We start from the raw sequence: 20,144 nt of genomic DNA on the forward strand, positions 1-20,144 counted from the left end.
GAGGCTCCTTCAGGAAGTGGGGCGGGCAGGGGGGAGGTCGAAGAGCAGTTGGAGCGCGCCGGTCTCCGGATGCGCGACGCGGTGCGCCCGTACGCCGAAGACGTCGGCCAGCAGCTCGGTGGTCAGGACCGCGTGCGGGGCCCCGGAGGCGACGATCCGGCCGCTGTCGATGACGTGGACCAGGTCGCAGTGCAGGGCCGCCAGATTCAGGTCGTGCAGGGCGGTGAGCACGGTCAGGCCGCTGCCGCGGACCAGGGCGAGGACTTCCAGCTGGTGGGCGATGTCCAGGTGGTTGGTGGGCTCGTCGAGTACCAGGACCCGGGGCCGCTGGGCCAGGGCGCGGGCGATCAGGACGCGTTGCCGCTCGCCGCCGGAGAGGGTGAGGAAGCCCCGTTCGGCCAGGTGTCCCGCGCCGACCCCCTCCAGCGCCTCGGCGCAGAGGCGGCGGTCCTCGTCGGACGCCCTGGCCACCGGCCCCTGGTGCGGCAGCCGCCCCATGGCGACGATCTCGGCGACGGTGAAGTCGAATGCGGCGACCGCGTCCTGCGGAAGGGCGGCCAGCCGCCGGGCGCCTTCCCGGGCGCTCAGGGTGTGGAGGTCCTCACCGCCGATCCTGACGGCGCCGGTCGAGGGGCGCAGGGCCCGGTAGACACAGCGCAACAGGGTCGACTTGCCGCTGCCGTTGGGACCGACCAGGCCGACGAGCTGCCCGTCGGCCGCGCCCAGGGTGACCTGGTCCACCAGCCGTGCACCGGCGATCTCGACGGTGAGCGCGTCGATGTCGATCCGCATCAGATGCCTCCGAAGGAGTAGGCGCGCCGGCGCATGAGGAGGATGAAGCAGGGGACGCCGATGACCGCGGTGAGGACGCCCACCGGCAGCTCGGCCGGGGCCAGCACCACGCGCGAGAGGATGTCCACCCAGATCAGCAGGACGGCCCCCGCCAGGGGTGCGACGGCCAGGAGCCGGCGGTGGTCCGCGCCGACCAGCATCCGTGCGGCGTGCGGGACCATCAGGCCGACGAAGCCGATCGCTCCGCTCACCGCGACGACCGCCCCGGTGACGGCCGCGGAGACGAGGAAGAGCTCCTTGCGCAGTCTCCCGGGATCGACCCCGAGTGCGGCGGCGGTCTCGTCGCCCAGGGCGAGGGCGTTCAGGCGCCGTGCCGACCAGCCGAGGTGCGCGAGGCCGGCGAGCACCGCTCCGGCGGCGATCGGCACGGCCGTCCAGTTGGCCCCGCCGAGGCTGCCCAGCAGCCACATCATCGCGGAGCGGGCCGCTTCCCCGCGCTCGGCCGCGAACACCATGAACGTGGTGACGGCCGAGAAGCCGTAGTACATCGCGGTTCCCGTCAGGACGAGCCGGAGCGGGGTCAGTCCGCGTTCGGTGCGGGCGACCGCGTACACGAGCAGCATGGCCAGAAGTGCGGAGAGGAACGCCGCCGTGGACAGGGCCCAGACGCCCAGCGCTCCCAAGGCCCCGAAGATGAGTACGGCGTTGGCGCCGACCGCCGCGCCCGAGGAGATGCCGAGCACGAACGGGTCGGCGAGCGCGTTGCGCACCATGGCCTGGACCGCGACGCCGATGGCCGACAGGCCGGCCCCGACGACGGCGGCCAGCACGGCTCGTGGCAGGCGCAGTTCCCAGACGATGGTGTAGGCCGGGACCTCGTCGGGGCCGATGGCTCCGCCGGTGAGCCCTGCCCACAGGTAGCGCGTCACCTCCGCCCAGGAGAGCCCCGACGCCCCGAGCGCCGCCCCGCAGACGAGCGAGAGAGGCAGGGCCGGAGCCAGGCCGGCCAGGAGGAGCGGCAGGGGCATGCGCCGGGGTGGCGCCGGTCCGGTGCCGACGTGCACGGGGCGCGGCGGCTCGGAGGGTATGCGGTCGACAGACGTGGCCACAGGCCGGTCGCTTTCGCCTCGGGCCGTGCGTCGCGCGATGAGGAGCGGCCCCGGACGGCGGCCGCCCCGCGCAGCGCCCGTTCGCAGTCCACGGCGAATCGTCAGGAGCCTTCTCCGCCGCGGGTGATCGGGCTCACGGCGCCCCGGGGAGGGGCTCCGTCTACCGTTGCGGGTCAGCGCCGGATTTCGACCGGACTTCCCCCGTGGCGGAACGCAGCCTAGCGCGTTCGTCCGCCCTCCTCCGGAGGAGGGTGAACAACAGCAGGACACGGAAGGTCCCGTTGCCGCCGCGAGACGGCAGGAGGGCTCCGGACGCGTCCGAAGCCCTCCGCGGTGTTCACCAGCTGATGCGGGCCGCCACCGGGAGGTGGTCGCTGCCGGTCGCGGGCAGGACCCACGAGCTCTCCGGCTCCACGCCCCGAACCAGGATCTGATCGATCCGCACCACCGGGAAGGTGGCGGGCCAGCTGAAGCCGAAACCACCGCCGGCCGTCTCCTGCGCCGATCGCATCCGCGCGGTGATGCCCGCGTACGCGCGGTCGTCCAGGGTGCCGTTCAGATCGCCGAGCAGCACCACCCGCTCGTTTCGCTCGGCGGCGACGGCCCGGCCGAGCGACTGCGCGCCGGCGTCCCGTTGGCCCGTCGAGAGGCCCGCCCGGGGATTCACCCGGACGGACCCGAGATGCGCCACGTACACCGCCAGGGGTCCGTGGTGTGTGGCCACCGTGGTTCGCAGGCCCCGGTTGTATTCCAGCTTGACGGCGGCAGGCTTGGTGTCCGCCAGCGGCCCCATGTCCATCTTGACGTCGACCGGCCGGGTGTCCGACAGCGGCAGCTTGCTCCACAGCCCGACCGTGCCCAGCACCGTGTGGTGCGGGTACGTCGTCGCCAGCTCCTTCTCGTACGCCCCCCGGGCCTCCGGGGCCAGCTCTTCGAGTGCCAGCACGTCCGCGCCGGAGGCGGCCAGGTCGCGCGCGGTGCCCGCCGCGTCGGGGTTGTCGGCGCCGACGTTGTGGCTGACCACGGTGAGGTCGCCGCCCGGGTGGGACTTGTCGGTGAGCAGCCCGCCGAAGAGGGTCAGCCACACGACGGCCGGCAACAGCAGCGCGACGACCGCGAGGACGGAGCGGCGCAGCAGCGCCCCGGCCAGCAGCACCGGGATGAACAGGCCGAACCACGGGAGGAAGGTCTCCACCAGGCTGCCGAGGTTCCCGACCCGGTTCGGGATGCTCGCGTGCAGCATCAGGAACAGGCCCAGCAGCAGCGCCGCCGCCGCGAGTACCCGGCCGCGCCTCCAGAGACCTGTCCTCGCGCCGGTGCCCCGGGGGCCGGTGTCCCCGGGCCCCGCGTCCCGGGGACAGGCATCGCCCTGCCCGGAACCGGGCGTGTCCAGGTAGCTCTGCGCGGTCCCGGCCGTGTGCACGTCACCCTGCGCGGTCCCGGCCGTGTCCACCTGTGTCATCGTCCGTCCTCGTTCGCTGCCGGTCACTGTCGCGTCCTCGGGTCCTGGGTGGGGTCGGCGTACATGCGCGGACAACCCCGGTCGATCGCTTCCGGGCGCAGCTCGTAGTGCCAGGGCTCGTTCCGGTAGGTCTGGCACAGTCCGTACGCGGCGCCGCGCTCGGCCAGCCACTTCGTCGCGTCCGCAGGCCCGATGTCGACCGCGTCCCCCGACACGTGCGGCGACGTCTTCGCGGTGGCCACCCACCGGGCGGCCTCGGCCTTCGACCCGTACCGCGCGACCGCCTCGCGGAGCAGCTCATTCTGATACTCCGGTGATCGCCAGCCGCTGTTGACGGCGAACTCGACGCCGTCCCGCGCCGCCTCCCGCGCCGCCCGGCGGAGTACCGCGAGCAGATCCGCGTCGAGACGGGCGACGGCCGGGATCCCGTCGTCGAGCACCGTCACGCCGTCGGGGACGACGCCGTCGGCCTCTCCCAGTGCTCCACCGTGCTCACGGTGGAGCGGAGGCAGGGGTGCCGGGGCCGAGGAGGGGGCGGCGGACGGGGAGCGGGCCGAGGCCGAGGGCGACGGGGCCTGTGAGGGGGTCAGCAGGGCATGGCCGAGGGCCGTGGCGATCGCCGCCACGACGGCTACCGCGCCGACGACGAGGGGCCGGCCCGCCCGGTGGGGTGGTGTTCGCACTGACGGCGGTGGTCGAGTCATACCGCCAGTCAAGGCAGCGCGGTGTTGCCGAGGCGTATGCGGTTTTCGATACGCGGACGACAGGCGCCGACTCGTAGCATCGGCGCATGCGCGTGCTGATCGTCGAGGACGAACCTTATCTGGCAGAAGCCGTCCGCGACGGCCTGCGTCTCGAAGCGATCGCGGCGGACATCGCGGGTGACGGCGAGACCGCTCTGGAGCTGCTGAGCGTCAACACCTACGACATCGCCGTCCTGGACCGCGACATCCCCGGGCCGTCCGGCGACCAGATCGCCGAACACATCGTCGCCTCCGGCAGTGGTATGCCGATCCTCATGCTCACGGCCGCCGACCGTCTCGACGACAAGGCCTCCGGGTTCGGACTCGGGGCCGACGACTACCTCACGAAACCCTTCGATCTCCGGGAACTCGTGCTCAGGCTCAGAGCGCTCGACCGCAGACGCGCCCACAGCAGACCTCCCGTGCGGGAGATCGCGGGTCTGCGGCTGGACACCTTCCGCAGGGAGGTCTACCGGGACGGCCGCTACGTCGCGCTGACCAGGAAGCAGTTCGCGGTTCTCGATGTCCTCGTCGCCGCCGACGGCGGTGTCGTCAGCGCCGAAGAGCTCCTGGAACGCGCGTGGGACGAGCACGCCGACCCGTTCACCAACGCCGTACGCATCACCGTCTCGGCCCTGCGCAAGCGCCTCGGCGAACCGTGGATCATCGCCACCGTGCCGGGCGTCGGCTACCGCATCGGCACAGCGTCCGGCACCGGTCGCGGCGACGGAGAGGACCATGGCTAGGCGGCCCGGGTTGAGCGTCCGCCTCAAGCTCACCCTCAGCTACGCCGGATTCCTCATGGTCGCCGGCGTCCTGTTGCTCACAGCGGTGTGGGTGTTCCTCCTGGAGTACGTTCCCGACGACTGGGACAAGCGGATGCTCCACGAGAACCCCAACCGTCAGCTCCTCGCGTACACCTTCGCCCCGGCGGCGGCCACCGTGCTGGCGGTCCTTCTCGTCTTCGGCCTCCTGGGAGGATGGGTCCTCGCCGGCCGCATGCTCGCCCCGCTGACCCGGATCACCGAAGCGACCCGCGCGGCCACGCACGGGTCGCTCTCCCACCGGGTCCGGCTGCCGGGCCGCAGGGACGAGTTCCGGGAACTCGCCGACGCCTTCGACGCCATGCTCGCCCGGCTCGAAGCACACGTCGCCGAACAGGAGAGATTCGCGGCCAACGCCTCCCATGAGCTGCGTACCCCGCTGGCGATCTCGAAGGCGCTTCTCGATGTGGCCCGCACCGATCCGAACCACGACACCGACGAGATCATCGACCGTCTGTACGCCGTCAACGGCCGGGCGATCGACCTCACCGAGGCCCTGCTCGTACTCAGCCGCGCCGACCGGCGTTCCTTCACCCGAGAACGCGTCGACCTGTCGCTGCTCGCGGAGGAGGCCACCGAGACCCTCCTCCCCCTCGCGGAAGAACAGGACGTCACCGTCGAGACACGCGGCGAGATCGCCCCCGCGATCGGATCGCCGACGCTCCTGCTCCAGCTGACCACGAACCTCGTGCACAACGCGATCGTCCACAATCTGCCCGAACGGGGCACCGTCCGGGTCACCACCGGCGTCCGCCGGGAGACCGTGGTGCTCACGGTCGAGAACACCGGTGCGAAGGTCACCCCGCAGCTGGCCTCGACGCTCACCGAACCCTTCCGACGCGGCGCCGAACGGACGCGCACCCACCACGCGGGCGTCGGCCTCGGCCTGGCCATCGTCAAGACCATCGCCCGCGCACACGACGGAACGCTCACCCTCACCCCGCGCCCGGACGGCGGGATCCGTATCACGGTGGAACTCCCCGCGATCGCCCCGCCCGCCGACGGAGTCCGGACCTCGTACGGCAGGATGGAGCCATGAGCGTAGTCAAGATCAATGTGCTGACCGTCCCCCAGGAACAACGCGAGACGCTGGAGAAGCGCTTCGCTTCCCGGGCCCATGCCGTGGAGGGCTCCGACGGATTCGAGTGGTTCGAGCTGCTCCGGCCCGTCGAGGGCACGGACGACTACCTCGTCTACACGCGCTGGCGTGACGAGGCCTCCTTCCAGGCGTGGATGGAGGGGCCGATGAAGGCGGCCCATCAGGGCGGTGACGCCGGGAGCGGTGAGCGCCCCAAGCCGGCGGCCAGCGGGTCCACGGTGTGGTCCTTCGAGGTCGTACAGCAGGCCGCCCCGGCCGGCGCGTAGCACGACGCGTACGACAGGTGGCGCGAGCGCGCGCCGAGGGGTGACCCGCCCGGTCCGGCCGATGGCCGGCCAGGCGGGTCGCTCCGGCCCGGCAGGTCGTTCCGAGCGGCCGGGCCATGGTCCCGGCGAACGGGACGTCCAGGCAGTGCTTCTCCTCGGTCCCCACGTTCACGGCGGACACGCCAGTCGCTGCCCGTCCCGGTCCTGAAACCGAGCCGAACCTCTTCCACCAGGTCACTCCCAGGGTGCATGGGCTCTCCTCCCGGCGGCTGATTCCCCCCGACCCGCGCCTTTTTAAGATCATTCTTCGAGGAACGGACCGACGGACCGGTGGAGTACGACATGACGCTGCTGGATGTACTGCTGGGCGCGGTCCGTGAGGCTCCCGGGCAGGTCGTCGTACATGTCCGCGGCGACGGCGGCGAGCTGACGGTCAGCCTGAGCGAACTTTTGGACGAGGCCTTGCGCGTGGCCGGCGGCTTCCGGAAGGCGGGCGTCGCGCCCGGGACCTGTGTGCCGTTGCTCGCCGACCGCAGCGAGGACTTCCAGCCGATGTTCTGGGGTGCTGTGGCGGCCGGTCTCGTTCCGGTCCCGCTCGCGCCGGACGCCCGTCGGGTGCTGCCGGTCTGGGAGCACCTGGGGCGGCCGCCCGTCGTCGTGGACGCCTCGACCTCGTCGCTGTCCGGTGACCTCCCCGACGCTGTTCGCACCCTGACCCTCGATGTCCTGCGGGAGGGGCCGTTCCTGCGGGAGCCTGCCGCCGCCGGGCCCGACGACGTCGCGTTCGTGCAGTTCTCCTCGGGAAGCACCGGTGTGCCCAAGGGGGTGGAGGTGACCCATGGAGCGGTGCTGGCCAATCTGGAGCAGATACGGGCCGCCTCGGCGCTGGGCCCCGACGACGTGGTGGTCAGCTGGATGCCGTACTTCCACGACATGGGGCTCATCGGCACCCACCTCGCTCCGCTGGCCGCCCGGGCCAGGCAGGTCAAGATCGGTCCGCTGTCGTTCGCCAAGCGTCCCCGCCTGTGGTTCGAGGTCGCGGCCCGGCACCGGGCCACGGTGCTGTCCGCGGCCAACTTCGCCCTGGCGCTGGCCGTACGCCGGGTTCCCGACGAGGTTTTGGCCCGGCTGGACCTCTCGGCGGTACGGCTGATCCTGGTCGGGGCGGAGCCGATCGGGCCCGCGGTGTGGCGTGCGTTCGCCGACAAGACCCGGCCGGCTGGGCTCGATCCGACAGCGGCCCAGCCGGTCTACGGCCTGGCCGAGGCGACGCTGGCGGTGACCTTCCCGCCGGCGGGGGAAGTGGCCGAACCCCTCGTCCTGGACCGGGCGTCGTTGAGCCGTGGAGTGGCGGTGGACGCCGAACCGGGCGAAGGCGCCGTCGAGTTGATGGACGTCGGGCGGCCGGTGGCCGGCTGCGCCGTACGCATCGTCGACGACGCGGGCACCGTCCTCGGGGACCGGCGGACCGGGCACATCATGGTGAGCGGTCCCCAACTGGCCCGTGGTTACCACCGCCTTCCCGACGTGAGCGCGGAGGTGTTCGCCGGGGGATGGCTCCGCACCGGGGATCTCGGGTTCCTGCGGGACGGCCGGCTGTGCGTCACGGGCCGGCACAAGGACGTGCTGTTCCTCAACGGCCGCACCTTCCACGCCACGGACATGGAGGAGGTCGCGGCCGCCACCCCCGGGCTGCCTCCCGGGGCCCCCGCGGTGGTCGGATCGACCGACCCGGTCACCGGAGCCGAGCGCGTCGTGGTGTTCGTCCCCTGGGCACGGCCCCCGCGCGAGGCGGCGCAGGTACTCGAACGCGTCACGGCCCGGGTGCGCGAGGCCCTGCTCCATGACGATGTGCGGGTGCTGACCCTGCCGCCGGGGGCGTTCCCCCGTACGACGAGTGGCAAGCTGCGGCGCCGGCGGCTGCGGGAGCGTTTCGAGGACGGCGCGTTCGGGACGGGTGAGCGGGGAGCGGGTGAGGTCGCTTCGGGTGACGGCGATGGTCCCTCGTCTGCGGCGGGCGGTCTCGCGGAAGCGGCTCGGCCGGCGGCGGAAGCTCTCGCGAGGGCGCCCCGGGCTCGGGCGGAGACCGTCGAGGCCGTGCGGGAGGTGTGGGCCCGGGTACTGGGCCGGCCCGCCGGTTCGATCGGGGCGCACGAGGCGTTCGGGAGCCTCCGTGGGACGTCGCTCAAGGCCATGGAGGTGCTGGGGGCCCTGGAGGACGCCTTCGGTGTGACATTGCCGCCGGCGGTCATCCGCGACCACGGCACGGTATCCGCCCTCGCCGGTCACCTTCTGACGGTGGCGCCGGTTCCGAGGCCGTATGCCCCGGAAGCCGAGGAGAGTGCCGAGCCGCGCACCGGAGGTACGACCGCGGGGGACCCGGCCGTACCCGATCCCACCACAGCCACCGGCGCTGCCGCTGCCGCCACCGCTGCGGCCGTCATCGGGATGGCGTGCCGGTTCCCCGGTGCCGGCACCCCCGAGGACTTCTGGGACCTGCTCGTCGACGGGCACGACGCCGTCACCCCCGTACCGCGAGGACGATGGGACGACGGCCAGGACCTTCCGGGAGCCCGGCCGGCGGCTCCGGCGGTTCCCCGGAAGCGATGGGCCGCACTGCTGGAGGATCCGGCCGCCTTCGACGCCGGCTACTTCGGCATCGGCGAGGACGAGGCGCGCGCACTCGACCCGCAGGCCCGGCTCTTCCTGGAACTCGCGCACGAGGCACTCGAACGTGCCGGATACGCGGGACCCCGCCGACGCGGCCTCAGGATCGGTGTGTTCGCGGCGGTCGGGGACAGCGGCTACCGGGAGATCCTGGAACGGGCCGCCGCCGACGGCTCCCCGCTGCCCGCGGCGCTCACAGGGAACCTGCCCGCTCTCGTCGCCGCCCGGGTCTCCCAGAGCCTCGACCTCGACGGGCCCGCCCTCGCCGTGGACACCGCCTGCTCGTCGGGCCTGGTGGCTCTGCATCTGGCCCGGCGCAGCCTGCTGGACGGCGAGTGCGACCTCGCCGTCGTCGGCGGGGTCAACCTCCACCTGACCTCAGCCCCGCACCGGCTGCTGGAAGAGGCGGGGGCCCTTTCCCCCACCGGACGCAGCCGTGCCTTCAGCGCCGACGCCGACGGCTTCGTGCCCGGAGAGGGCGGCGCGGCCATCGTCCTGACGCGCCTCGACGCGGCCCGCCTCGCGGACGATCCGGTGCTCGCGGTGGTCCGGGGCACGGCCGTCAACAACGACGGCCGGTCGATGAGCCTCATGGCGCCCAACCCCCTGCGGCAGCGCGAAGTCATCACCCGGGCGTACGAGACGGCGGGGGTCGATCCCGCCTCGGTGACCTATGTGGAGGCCCACGGGACCGGCACGGCCGTGGGGGACCCGATCGAACTGCGTTCGCTGGCTCACGCGTTCCCCATACGGCCCGACGGCGAACCGCGGTTGGTCGGTTCGGTGAAGACCAACATCGGGCATCTGCTCAACGCCGCCGCACTGCCCGCGCTGGTGAAGGTCGTGCTGGCTCTGGGCCACCGCAGGCTGCCGCCGTCGCTGCACCACGCCCCCGCCTCGCCGGGCCTGGCCCCCGCCGGTTTCTCCGTGGTGACCGAGGCACGGGACTGGACGTCCGACGGGCCCCTCGTCGCGGGGATCAACGCGTTCGGTTTCGGCGGCACCAACGCCCATGCCGTTCTCGAACAGGCCGCGCCCCCGGCTGCCCCGGCCTCGCCTCCTGCGGGTGTCGCGGGTGACGTCGCGGTCGACGGGCCTCACTTGCTGACCCTGTCGGCGGGCAGCTCGGGCGCGCTGCGGGACGCGGTGACCCGACTCGCCGCTCATCTGAAAAGCCATCCGGGTCTTCGGGAGGGCGATGTCTGCCGGACCGCGAGCACATCCCGGGACGAGGGGCCCCACCGGCTCGCCGTCATCGCCGACGGAGATCTGCGGGAGCGGCTCGCCGCCATCGCCGCCGGCGGCGGGGCGGGAGAAGCGGGCGGGCAGGTCGGGAGCCTCGTCCGTTCCCGGCCGCGCGTGGTCTTCCTGTTCCCCGGGCAGGGCTCGCAGTTCCCCGGCCAGGACCGGGCGCTGTACCGAACGGCGCAGGAGTTCCGGGAGACGTTCGACGAAGCGTCCGCGCTGCTCGGTCCTGTGTGCGGGCGGTCCCTGCTGGACTGGGCGCTGGACCCGGAGGCGGACCCCGCCGCGCAGGCGGTCACAGAGGTGGCACAGCCTCTCCTCGTCGCCTCCGGGGTGGCGCTCGCCCGCCAGTTGCGCGCCTGGGGCGTGGAGCCCGACGCCGTGGCCGGGCACAGTGTCGGGGAGATCGCGGCCGCCTGTGCCGGCGGGGTGCTGACCCTCCGGGAGGCCGTGCGGTTCGCGGCCGAACGCGGCCGTCTCATGGGCGCGTTCACCGAACCCGGGGCGATGATCGCCGTCCGCGGGGGTGAGGAGGCCGTCGCCGCGGCGGTGGCGGAGTCGGGCGGGGCGCTCGCCGTGGCCGCGTACAACGGTCCGGGGCTCCAGGTCCTCTCCGGGGCCGTCCGTGCCGTGGAGCGTGCCGCCGTCGGCCTCGAAGCCCTGGGCGTTCCCACCCGTCGCCTGCGGGTCTCCCGGGCCTTCCACTCACCGCTGATGCGGCCGGTGGCCGACCGGCTCGCCGACGCGGCCCGCGCGCTGACCCCGCAGGCCCCCTCCGTCCCCCTCATGAGCACCGTCACCGCCGAGTGGCAGCCGGTCCTCGGCCCGGAGTACCTGCGTGACCACGCCGAGCGTCCGGTGCTGTTCGGGGAGGCTGTGGAACGCCTGGCCCGGGAGGGATACGACACGTTCGTGGAGGTCGGCCACGGTGCGACGCTGTCCGGCGCGGTCCGCGCGGCGACGGAGGCGTACGCGGCCGGAGCGCCGGTGGCACGCGCCGGAGGCGACGGAATGTTCGGTTCAACTGATACGTCCGATACATCCGGCAACTCCAGCGCGTTCACCGGCGGAACGACGGTGATGTGCGCCCTCCCGGGACGTTCCGACGGTCGCACGGACGCCGAACGGCTCCCCGATGAGGGGCACGGCGGCGGACGCGGGGCCCTGCTGGGAACCGTCGGCCGCCTGTGGTCGCACGGCGTGCCGCTGGACCGTACCGCGCTCGACGCGGAACATCACCGGATTCCCCTGCCCGCCTACCCCTTCCAGCGCCGCCGGTACTGGGCCGATCCGCCCGTGAGCCCTCTGCTGCACCGGGTCCTGTGGGAGGACGCCGCCCTGCCCGGGAGGGCGGCGGCGGCCGTGCGTTCGGTGCTGCTGACAGGGCCGGACTCCGCGTACGTGGACCGGCTCGCCTCGCAGCTCGCCGCCGAGGGCGTCCGGATGCACAAAAGGGGCGACGGGCCGCCGGATGCCGTGGTCCTGGTTGCCGGGGCCGCTCCCGGCCAGGACACCGCCGACGCGCTCGGCCGGGCCCAGGACGCCGCGCTGGCCGCCTTCGGCGAGGCACTCGCACGGTTCGACGAAACGCGCGCGGACCGGCTGCTGGTGCTGACCGAGGACGTCCACGCCACGGGGACCGTACGGGAAAGGCCCAGGCCGGCCCACGCCGTCCTCGGCGGGCTCCTGCTGGCGCTGCCGCAGGAGACACCGGGCGCCGCGGCCACCGCCCTCGACCTCTGCTCGCTGGACACCGCGTCCCAGCGCCTGACCGCCGTGCTGGCCGAACTGGCCGAACTGAAGTCGGGCGGCAGCACCCATGCCGGGGCCGCCACCGTCGCCTGGCGCGCCGGGCGCAGGCTCACCCGTCGCTTCGTACCGCTGGCGGGCAGCACCACCGCCCCGGGCGGGGCTACGCGATCACCGCTGCCGCCCGACGGCACGTTCCTCATCACCGGGGGCGGCGGCGGCATCGGCGCCGCGCTCGCCCGGGACCTCGCCGGCCGGGGCCGCCCGACCCTCGTACTCGCCGGGCGCTCCCCCCGTCCTCCCGTGGGACTGGCCGAGGAACTCCGCTCGCTGGGCGCCACCGTCCACTACCGCGTGGCCGACGTCTCGGTGGAGCAGGACGTCGACGCGCTCCTCGCCGGCCTGCCCCACCTCGACGGTCTCTTCCACGCCGCGGGGGCAGTGCGCCCCGGCACCCTGCGCACCAGGCGCGCGGAGGAGACGGCGGCAGCCCTGGCCGCCAAGACCCGGGGCAGTCTGCTGCTCTCCCTGGCCCTGCGCCGGCACGGGCTCGACCCGGCGGTCCGTATCGCGTTCTCCTCCGTCAGCGCCGTGCTGCCCGGCCTGGCGGGAGCGTTGGGCGACTACGCCGGCGCCAACGCCTTCCTCGACGCGTTCGCCGCGTCGGAACGGCACGCGGGCCGGCCCTGGCAGTCGGTGAACCTCGCTGCCCTCGCCGGGACGGGCATCGCGGCGGCTCTCGGAGCCGGGGCAGGAGACGGCTCCACCACCGTACGGAGTGCCGGGGGCCCGCCCGTCGCCGTCGGCCCCGCGCTGGCGGCGCTCCGTACGGCATGCGGCGTCGACGCGGCGCAGCTGCTGCTCGCCGACCTGACGCCACCCCCGGGGCCCGCGGTCATGGCGGACCCGACCGCGCCGACGGTTCCCACGGGGACGAAACCCGGCACGGAATCCGGCACGGATCCTGCGGCCTCGGGCTGGGTGCCCGGCACAGGCACCGGCGGCGGCGCGCGTGTGAACCGGCGTACCGGTGCGGGGTCCGGACCTCGCACCGGTACCGCGGTACTGCTTCGGCGGCTGCTGGCCCCGGCGCTGCGTCTGCCTGCCACCGGGATTCCCGACGACGAACCGTTTCTCGCCCTCGGCCTCGACTCGCTCGCCGCCGTCGACCTCGTCAGGCAGCTCGAACGGGAACTGGGCAGGCCGCTTCCCGCCACGCTCTTCTTCGAGTACCGGACGGTCACCGAACTGGCCGCCCACCTCGACACCACGCCCTCCCCCGAACCGCCGGCCGACTCCTCCCGGTCCCTCCCGCCCGCCCCGTCTCCCGTGCCGGACGGGGTCACCTTCCCGCTCACCCCCGTCCAACTGGCCCTGCACACCAGCAGTCGGCTCCACCCCGACGTCCCGGCTCACGGTTACGTCCGCCAGACCGTGCGGGGTCCCCTGGACACCCGGCTCCTGGGCCGGGCACTCGCAGCGCTCGCCGACCGGCACACCATGCTCCGGATCCGCATCGAGAGCACGGACACCACTGAGAGCAAGCAGAGCACCGGGAGCACCGGGAGCACCGGGAGCACCGGGAGCACCGGCGACAGGATCGGCTCGGCGGCACCGCGGCAGTACGTCGCGCCGCCCGCCGCGCTGTCCGCCTGGTACGAGGTCCGGGAGCTGACCGGCCGTGTCGAGGAGCTCAAGGAGCTCGAAACGGCCCTGTGCAACCGCCCGTTCGACCTCTCCGCCGAGCCTCCGGTGCGCGCGCTTCTCGCCCGGGAGAGCCCGGAGCTGTCCCATCTGGTGCTGGTGATCCACCATGCGGCCGGTGACGGATACAGCCTCAACGTCCTCGCCGGAGAACTCTGGTCGCTCTACACCACCCTCGCCGACGGGCGCGCACCGACGCTGCCCCCGCTCGGCACCGATTTCGCGCGGTACGCGGCCGCGGCCGCCGATGAGGGGTCCTCCACGGGCGGCATGAGGGCCCTCGCCGCCGACCGGCTGTACTGGTCGGGGCGGCTGGGCTCCCTGGGCGAACCGCTGCGCCTGCCGTACGACGGTGATCCGTCCGCCCTGCCCACGGCGCCGATGACCACGCACCAGAGCGCCCTCGACCCGGTGCTGTCCGCCGCGTTGGTGAAGCGGGCCGCCGCTCATGGGGTGAGCCTGTTCCATCTTCTGCTCGCCGCGCACGTGCGCTGTCTGGCCCGGTGGAGCGGACAGCGGGAGATCGCGGTGAACGTGGCCCGCGCCCGGCGGGACGATCGCCTGACGGGCCTGGACCGGCTCGTGGGGCCGCTCGCCGACACCCTTCCCCTGCTGTGCGGGACGGACCCGGACGAGTCGGCGGGGGCTCTGGCCGAGCGGCTGGCGGGGATCTGGCTGGAGAGCGAGCAGCACGCGAGCCTCACCGGCCTGGACCTGGCGCGGCTGCTGCCGCCGGACCCCTCCGGGGCCGGCCCCCGGACCGTGAGCCCGGCCGGCTTCAGCTTCTCGCGCTTCCCCGCCGCGCTCGACGGGCGTTGTCCGGTGAGCGTGCGGCCGACCGCTGCCGGCACCGCCACCGCCGCGACCCGCCTGAGCCTGCTGTGCTGGCAGGACGAGGCGACCCTGCGCTTCTCGTGGAACTTCCCCGTCCGGCTCTTCGACCCGGCGACGGTGGCCCGCCTGGACCGGGACTTCCACGCCGAGTTGGCCGCGCTCGTCGAGCCTCCGCCCGTCGCACCGGTCGTCACGGAGGCCGTACCCGACCACGGCGTCGGGTCCCGTGCCGGATCCGGTGCCGCCACGCTCGTGGGCCGGCTGGTCGCACGGTTCCGGGCCACCCCGGACGCGGTCGCCGTCGACACCGGCGCCGTCACCCTGACGTACGCCGAACTCGACCGTGCCTCCCACTCCCTCGCGACCTCTCTCCTGGCCCACGGCGTCACCCCGGGAAGCCTCGTCGGGCTTCTCACCGAACCCGGCGCCGACACCGTCGTCTCGGTCGTCGCGGCCCTGCGCGCCGGAGCGGGCTGGGTTCCGCTGGACGCCGGCCACCCGACCGCGCGGCTGAGGGACCAGCTCACGCGCTCGGGAGCCCGTACGGTGCTCTGCCACACCGCCACCCGGGCGGTGGGGGAAGCGCTCGGCGACGTCACCCTGGTGTCCGTCGACGCTTCGGCGCCGTCGTACCGGGGTACGGCTCCGGGGCCTGCCGCGGGCCCCGGCCGTGTCGCCGGTTCCGTCCGGCCGCCGGACGGACTCCCCGCGCCCGATGGCCCGGCCGACGCCGACGACATCGCCTACGTGATCTTCACTTCCGGATCCACCGGCCGGCCCAAGGCCGTACCCATCACCCACCGGTCGATGGAGAACTACCTCGACTGGGCGATCGACACCTTCGGATACGACGAGCACGACCGGCTCGCCCAGACCGCGTCGCCCTGCTTCGACGCCTCCGTCCGCCAACTCCTCGCCCCCCTGCTCGTCGGCGCCACCGTGGTCACGGTGGCGTGGGACCTGCTGCGCGATCCCGACCGACTGCTGACCCACGTCGAACGCAGCCGCATCACCGTATGGAGCTCCGTTCCCACGCTCTGGGAGCAACTGCTCAGCGCTTCCGAGGAACGCGTGCGGCACGGCGCACCGCGGCCGGACCTGTCCGCGCTCCGGTGGATCCATGTCGGCGGCGAGGCCCTGTCACCCGCCCATGTGCGCCGCTGGTTCGACCTCTTCGGCGACGGCCAGCACATCGCCAACCTGTACGGCCCGACCGAGGCCACGATCAACACGAGCTGCCACATCATCCGGGCCCGGCCCGGCGACCAGGTGCGGCGGCTTCCCATCGGCCGCCCCGTTGCGGGCACGGAGGTGGAGGTCGTCGGCCCCGACGGGGAGCCCCGGCGGCCCGGCGACGCCGGTGAGCTCCTCATCTCCGGATCCGGTCTGACCTCGGGTTACCTCGGCGAACCGGCCCTCACCGAGGCCGCGTTCACCGTCCGGCGCGGTCGCCGGTGGTACCGCAGCGGCGACCGGGTGCGGTGTTCCGAGGACGGTGTGCTGGAATTCCTCGGGCGGCTGGACGACCAGGTGAAGATCCGTGGCAACCGGGTCGAGCCGGGCGAGATCGAAGCGGTGCTCCAGACCCATCCGGACGTCACCCACGCCGTCGTCCTCACCGAGCACGGACGCCTCACCGCCTTCGTCACACCGGGGCCCGGGACTCCCGGGGCGGATGCCGTGGCGCTCCGGCTCCATCTCGCGGAGTCACTGCCCGCGTACATGCTTCCGTCCCGGATCACCCGTGTCGGCAGGATGCCGCTCACGAGCACGGGCAAGATCGACCGCCGTGGGCTGCTGACGTTCCAGGGAGCGGCCGAACCGCCCGGGGCCGACACGGACGCGGACAGCGGCGCGCGTACGGGTGATGTCCGTACACCGCCCCGCACTCCCACCGAGGTCCGGCTGGCCGCCGTCTGGTCCGCCCTGCTCCAGGCCGAGGACGTGTCCCGCGAGGACGATTTCTTCGTCCTGGGCGGCGACTCCCTGCTCGTGCTGGAAGTGTTCGCCCGGCTGGAGAAGGAGGGCGGACCGCTCCCCCGGCCGACCGTCATCTACCGCAATCGCACGCTCGCGGCCCTCGCCCTGGCGGTGGACGCCGCGGCGGACACCGCCACCGACGCCACCGACGCAGCCCTTGACGCCGTTGACGCCGCAGCGGGCGCGTCGGCCCTGGGACGCGATCCGGTGGGCGACCGCACGCCAACGCTCGATCCGGCCGTCGCTTCCCCGGCCTTTTTGCTGACACCCACCCAGCGGGGCTTTCTGCTGGCCGAAGCCATCGCACCGGGCACGACATCGTCCTGGCTCACGCGGTTGCGTCTGCGTGGCCGCCTCGACACCACCCGCTTCCAGAGCGCGGTGGACACGCTCGTCGGGCGCCACCCGATGCTGCGAACCGTCTTCCCCGCCGGGGCGCGCCCGGCCGTCCAGCAGGAACTTCCGTCCTCACTGCGCCTGCCGGTCGACTTCGAGAACCTCACCGACCCGGGGCAGGTGGAGGAGCGGGTCGCCGCCGAACGGGCGCGCCGCTTCGAACCCTGGGCCTGGCCCCTGTTGCGCCTGCGAGTACTCACCGTCGCTCCCGACGAACACGTCCTGGTGGCACACGCCCACCACATCATCGGCGACGGCTACAGCGCCGCACTCCTGGTACGGGAGCTGACGGCCGTGTACGACGCCCTGTCCCTCGGTGAAGAACCGGCGCCGGCCCCTCTGCGCAGCACGTTCCGCGACCACGCCCTGCAGCTCGCGGAGCGCACGGAATCGGCCACCGCAACAGCCCCGTCGGCGGCCCGGGGGACCACCGCCGGGACGGACTTCGTCACGCCGACCGCGTCAGCCGGGCCGGGCGTCCCGGCCGGCGAGGACCGCTGGGCGCGGTTGAGCGCGCCCTACCGGCCGCCCGTACTCGCCGCCGGTAGGACCGCCACCGGCACGCCTGCGGGCACCGCCGCCGACCCGCTCTTCCACACCTGCGGGTTCACGGTCGACGCCGATCAGGTGGAGGCGCTGCGCGGGCTCGCCGCGCGCACCGGTTCCACCCTCCACGCCCCGGTGCTCACCGCCTACTACCGGGCGCTCGCGGCTACCACGGGCCGGGCGGATCTGGTGCTCGGTCTGGCGGTGAGCGGCCGGGACGACTCCCTGCCCGACGCACACCGGGTGTTCGGTCCCTACGCCACGGCTGTTCCCCTGCGTCCGGCTGGTCCGGCGTCCGGGCGGCCCGGCGACGGGGGTTTCGAGGACGATCTGCTGCGCGTCGCCGCCGAGGCCGCCGAGGCGCGAGCGTACGAGGGGGTCGTACCCCTGCTGTCCAACGGGCTGCCCATGACCTCGCAGTTCTTCTTCACCTATCTGGACTTCTCCGCCCTGGGTCCGGAGAGCGGCAGGACGCTGACGGTCACCCGGGAGGACGGCGACAGCGTGTACACGCCGCCGCCTGCCGGTACGGATGTGTTCCTGGCCGCCGGTCCGGACGGCGAGCGGCTGCGGATCACCGTCCGGGCGGCGGCGACGGCGTTCACCCCGGAGTCGCTGGCGGCGTTCGCGGATTCGGTGCGCGACGGTCTGGCGCACGCGACGACCTCGACCGTGCCCGGTCCCGGCCGCCGCGCCCACCCGGATGGCCCCGGCCGGGACGCGCGGATGGATGCCGCGCTCGTCGGCTATCTGCCGTCCCCGGCCGACCTCGCCCGGCTGTCAGGTCTGCCGGAGGCGGCGCTGCCGCGCGAGCAGATACGGACCCTGCTGTTTCCGGACGGGCGGCCCCGGCTTCTGGAGACGCTGAGTACGCCGCTGGGCCGTTCGGGCTTCGTGTGCGTCCCGCTGTTCGCGGACGAACTCGCCGCCGGCGAGGACCTGCTCGGTCACACCGCCCGGGGGGTGGAGCTGGCCTCGTCCCTCGGTGCGCGGGCCGTGTCCCTCGCGGGCATGATCCCCTCGCTCACCGGCTACGGCTTCGACGTCCTGCGGGCCGTCGGCACGGCCGGAGCCGTCGCCGCCGCGCCCACGGGCCCCGTCGAGCCCGCTGATCACGGTGTCCCGACTGCCCGCACCGCCCCGGCCGTCACCACCGGTCACGCGGCGACCGTCGTCTCCGTCGTCAGGACCGTGCACGCGGCTCTCGACGCGACAGGGCAGCAACTGGACTCCGTGACCGTGGCGTTCGTGGGGCTCGGCTCGATCGGCTCCTCCTCGCTGGAACTGCTGCTCACCCGGGCCCAGCAGCCGCCCGCACGGCTGCTGCTCTGTGACGTACCGGGCAGCGGGCCACGGCTCAAGGAGCTGGCCGAGAACCTCCTGGAGCGCCGCCTCGTCGAGATCGTGGAGGTGGTCGAGTCGGATCACGGTCTGCCCGACGCCGTGTACGACGCCCGCCTGATCGTCGCGGCGGTCAGCGGGGGCGGCACGCTCCTGGACATCGACCGCCTCGCACCGGGTACGACGGTGGTGGACGACTCGTTCCCGCACTGCTTCGACACGTCCCGCGCCATCGGCCGGATGGAACGGGCGAAGGACGTCCTGGTCGTGGGCGGCGGGCTGCTGAGCGCCGGCCCCGCGGAACGGCAGGTGGCCGAGGGCCTCCCGGCCGCCGCGGTGGCCGGCTACCTCGCGCAGCCGATGGTGCCGGACACCATCGCGTCCTGCCGGCTGGAGTCCTTGCTCCACGCCTCGGGGGCCGAGGTGCCGCTCGTCCGCGGTCCGGTCGACGCGGCCACCGGGCTGGCCTACTGGGATGCCGCGGAGGCGACCGGCATCCGCGCAGCGCCCCTGCACCTGCTCACCCGCACCATCGACCCGGCCCTGCTCGCGCGACACCTCTGGGGTTCATGACCCTTTTCCTGTGCCGGACGGGGTGGACGGGCCGCTGCGGGCCGGACGCCGAGGCGTCGCGGGCTGCCGGCCGCGTTGTCAGTGGTCGGGACTAAGTTCGTACATGTCCCGCCGCGATGGCGTGGACGTCCCCTTTCGCCTGCATGGGAGTTGACGCGTTGTCGGTCTGGGAGAAGTCGAGTACGGCGCGGGTGATGCCGCCCGCGCGCCCGCGGAAGCTGGCCAAGGTGCCGTTCGTCGAACTGGCCGACGGGCGGTTGCAGGGAGTCGTCTCCAGCGGATCGGACATCGGCCGGGTGTATGTGTCGTCCGTGGCGGCCCGGACGTACGCGTTCGCCTGCAGCACCAACAACAACCGGCCCTGCGGCGGCGCGCGCGGCATGTTCTGCAAGCACATCCAGGCGCTCGTCGGCGAGGCGGTGCTGCAGTACGGTGCTGCGCGCGTCGCCCGCTACCTCACGGTGGAGAACCCGGACGGGGAGCCCGACGCGCGGTCCCTGACCGCCACCATGACAGCGGCGCGGCCGGTGCAGGGCGACTCCTCGGCGGCCGCCCAGGTGTTCAGCCGGTTCCTGCGCCACCTGGCCTATCTCGAACTGGACGCGGTCACCACGCCGTTGCCCGAGATGCAGTGGTTCCCGCCGACGCGGGCGGTGGCCTGATGCGGGGCGATCTGCTGTCCGATCCGGTCGAGGGGCTCGACGAGGCGCTCGCCGCCGTGGACGCCTTCGACGAGGCGCTGGTGGCCGGTCTGCTGCGGCCGGGGCCGTCGCAGGCCGCAGCGGTCGCCGGGCTCGCCGACGCCGTCGCCGGG

Annotated in this window: 9 protein-coding genes and 1 pseudogene; 6 read left to right on the forward strand and 4 right to left on the reverse strand. The window is 73.6% G+C overall.

All coding sequences use genetic code 11. The annotated features are described in order from the left end of the window. Nucleotides 1-9: 9 nt before the first annotated feature. The 4 genes from CR470_RS09320 to CR470_RS09335 form a co-directional block, all read right to left on the reverse strand. Entirely contained in the window at nt 10-792 is a 783-nt protein-coding gene (locus CR470_RS09320; RefSeq protein ID WP_179892192.1) for an ABC transporter ATP-binding protein, read from the reverse strand. Next, nucleotides 792-1,901 (reverse strand): FecCD family ABC transporter permease, encoded by a 1,110-nt coding sequence (locus CR470_RS09325; RefSeq protein WP_097867097.1) that lies wholly within the window; start codon nt 1,899-1,901, stop codon nt 792-794. Before CR470_RS09325 ends, CR470_RS09320 begins: the two co-directional genes overlap by 1 nt. 337 nt (nt 1,902-2,238) lie before the next feature. Continuing rightward, nucleotides 2,239-3,363: an endonuclease/exonuclease/phosphatase family protein gene (locus CR470_RS09330; RefSeq protein WP_097867098.1), complete on the reverse strand. Its 1,125-nt coding sequence runs from the start codon at nt 3,361-3,363 to the stop codon at nt 2,239-2,241. 23 nt (nt 3,364-3,386) lie between these two features. Beyond that, a complete protein-coding gene (locus CR470_RS09335; RefSeq protein ID WP_097867099.1) occupies nt 3,387-4,067 on the reverse strand; it encodes a M15 family metallopeptidase in 681 nt (226 codons plus the stop codon). Between the two features lie 86 nt (nt 4,068-4,153). On the opposite strand from CR470_RS09335, the gene CR470_RS09340 reads away from it, so the two are divergent. From CR470_RS09340 to CR470_RS40400, 6 genes and pseudogenes are all read left to right on the forward strand, one after another. Continuing rightward, the gene (locus CR470_RS09340) at nt 4,154-4,852 is read left to right on the forward strand and encodes a response regulator transcription factor (protein ID WP_097867100.1); all 699 of its coding nucleotides are present in this window, start codon (nt 4,154-4,156) and stop codon (nt 4,850-4,852) included. Next, nucleotides 4,845-5,969, forward strand: coding sequence for a sensor histidine kinase (locus CR470_RS09345; RefSeq protein ID WP_179892193.1), 1,125 nt, complete (start codon nt 4,845-4,847; stop codon nt 5,967-5,969). The genes CR470_RS09340 and CR470_RS09345 overlap by 8 nt, the downstream gene beginning before the upstream one ends. Then, nucleotides 5,966-6,295 (forward strand): antibiotic biosynthesis monooxygenase family protein, encoded by a 330-nt coding sequence (locus tag CR470_RS09350; RefSeq protein WP_097867102.1) that lies wholly within the window; start codon nt 5,966-5,968, stop codon nt 6,293-6,295. The genes CR470_RS09345 and CR470_RS09350 overlap by 4 nt, the downstream gene beginning before the upstream one ends. A gap of 330 nt (nt 6,296-6,625) precedes the next feature. Beyond that, complete coding sequence (locus tag CR470_RS09355; protein WP_097867103.1) at nt 6,626-19,330, forward strand: hybrid non-ribosomal peptide synthetase/type I polyketide synthase; 12,705 nt, start codon at nt 6,626-6,628, stop codon at nt 19,328-19,330. Nucleotides 19,331-19,473: 143 nt separating this feature from the next. After that, the gene (locus tag CR470_RS09360) at nt 19,474-19,992 is read left to right on the forward strand and encodes a hypothetical protein (protein WP_097867104.1); all 519 of its coding nucleotides are present in this window, start codon (nt 19,474-19,476) and stop codon (nt 19,990-19,992) included. Then, nucleotides 19,962-20,144: pseudogene (locus CR470_RS40400) on the forward strand (hypothetical protein); the annotation flags it as partial. The gene CR470_RS09360 and the pseudogene CR470_RS40400, both read left to right, overlap by 31 nt.

Source organism: Streptomyces sp. rh34 (genome assembly GCF_002551245.1).
Classification (GTDB): domain Bacteria; phylum Actinomycetota; class Actinomycetes; order Streptomycetales; family Streptomycetaceae; genus Streptomyces.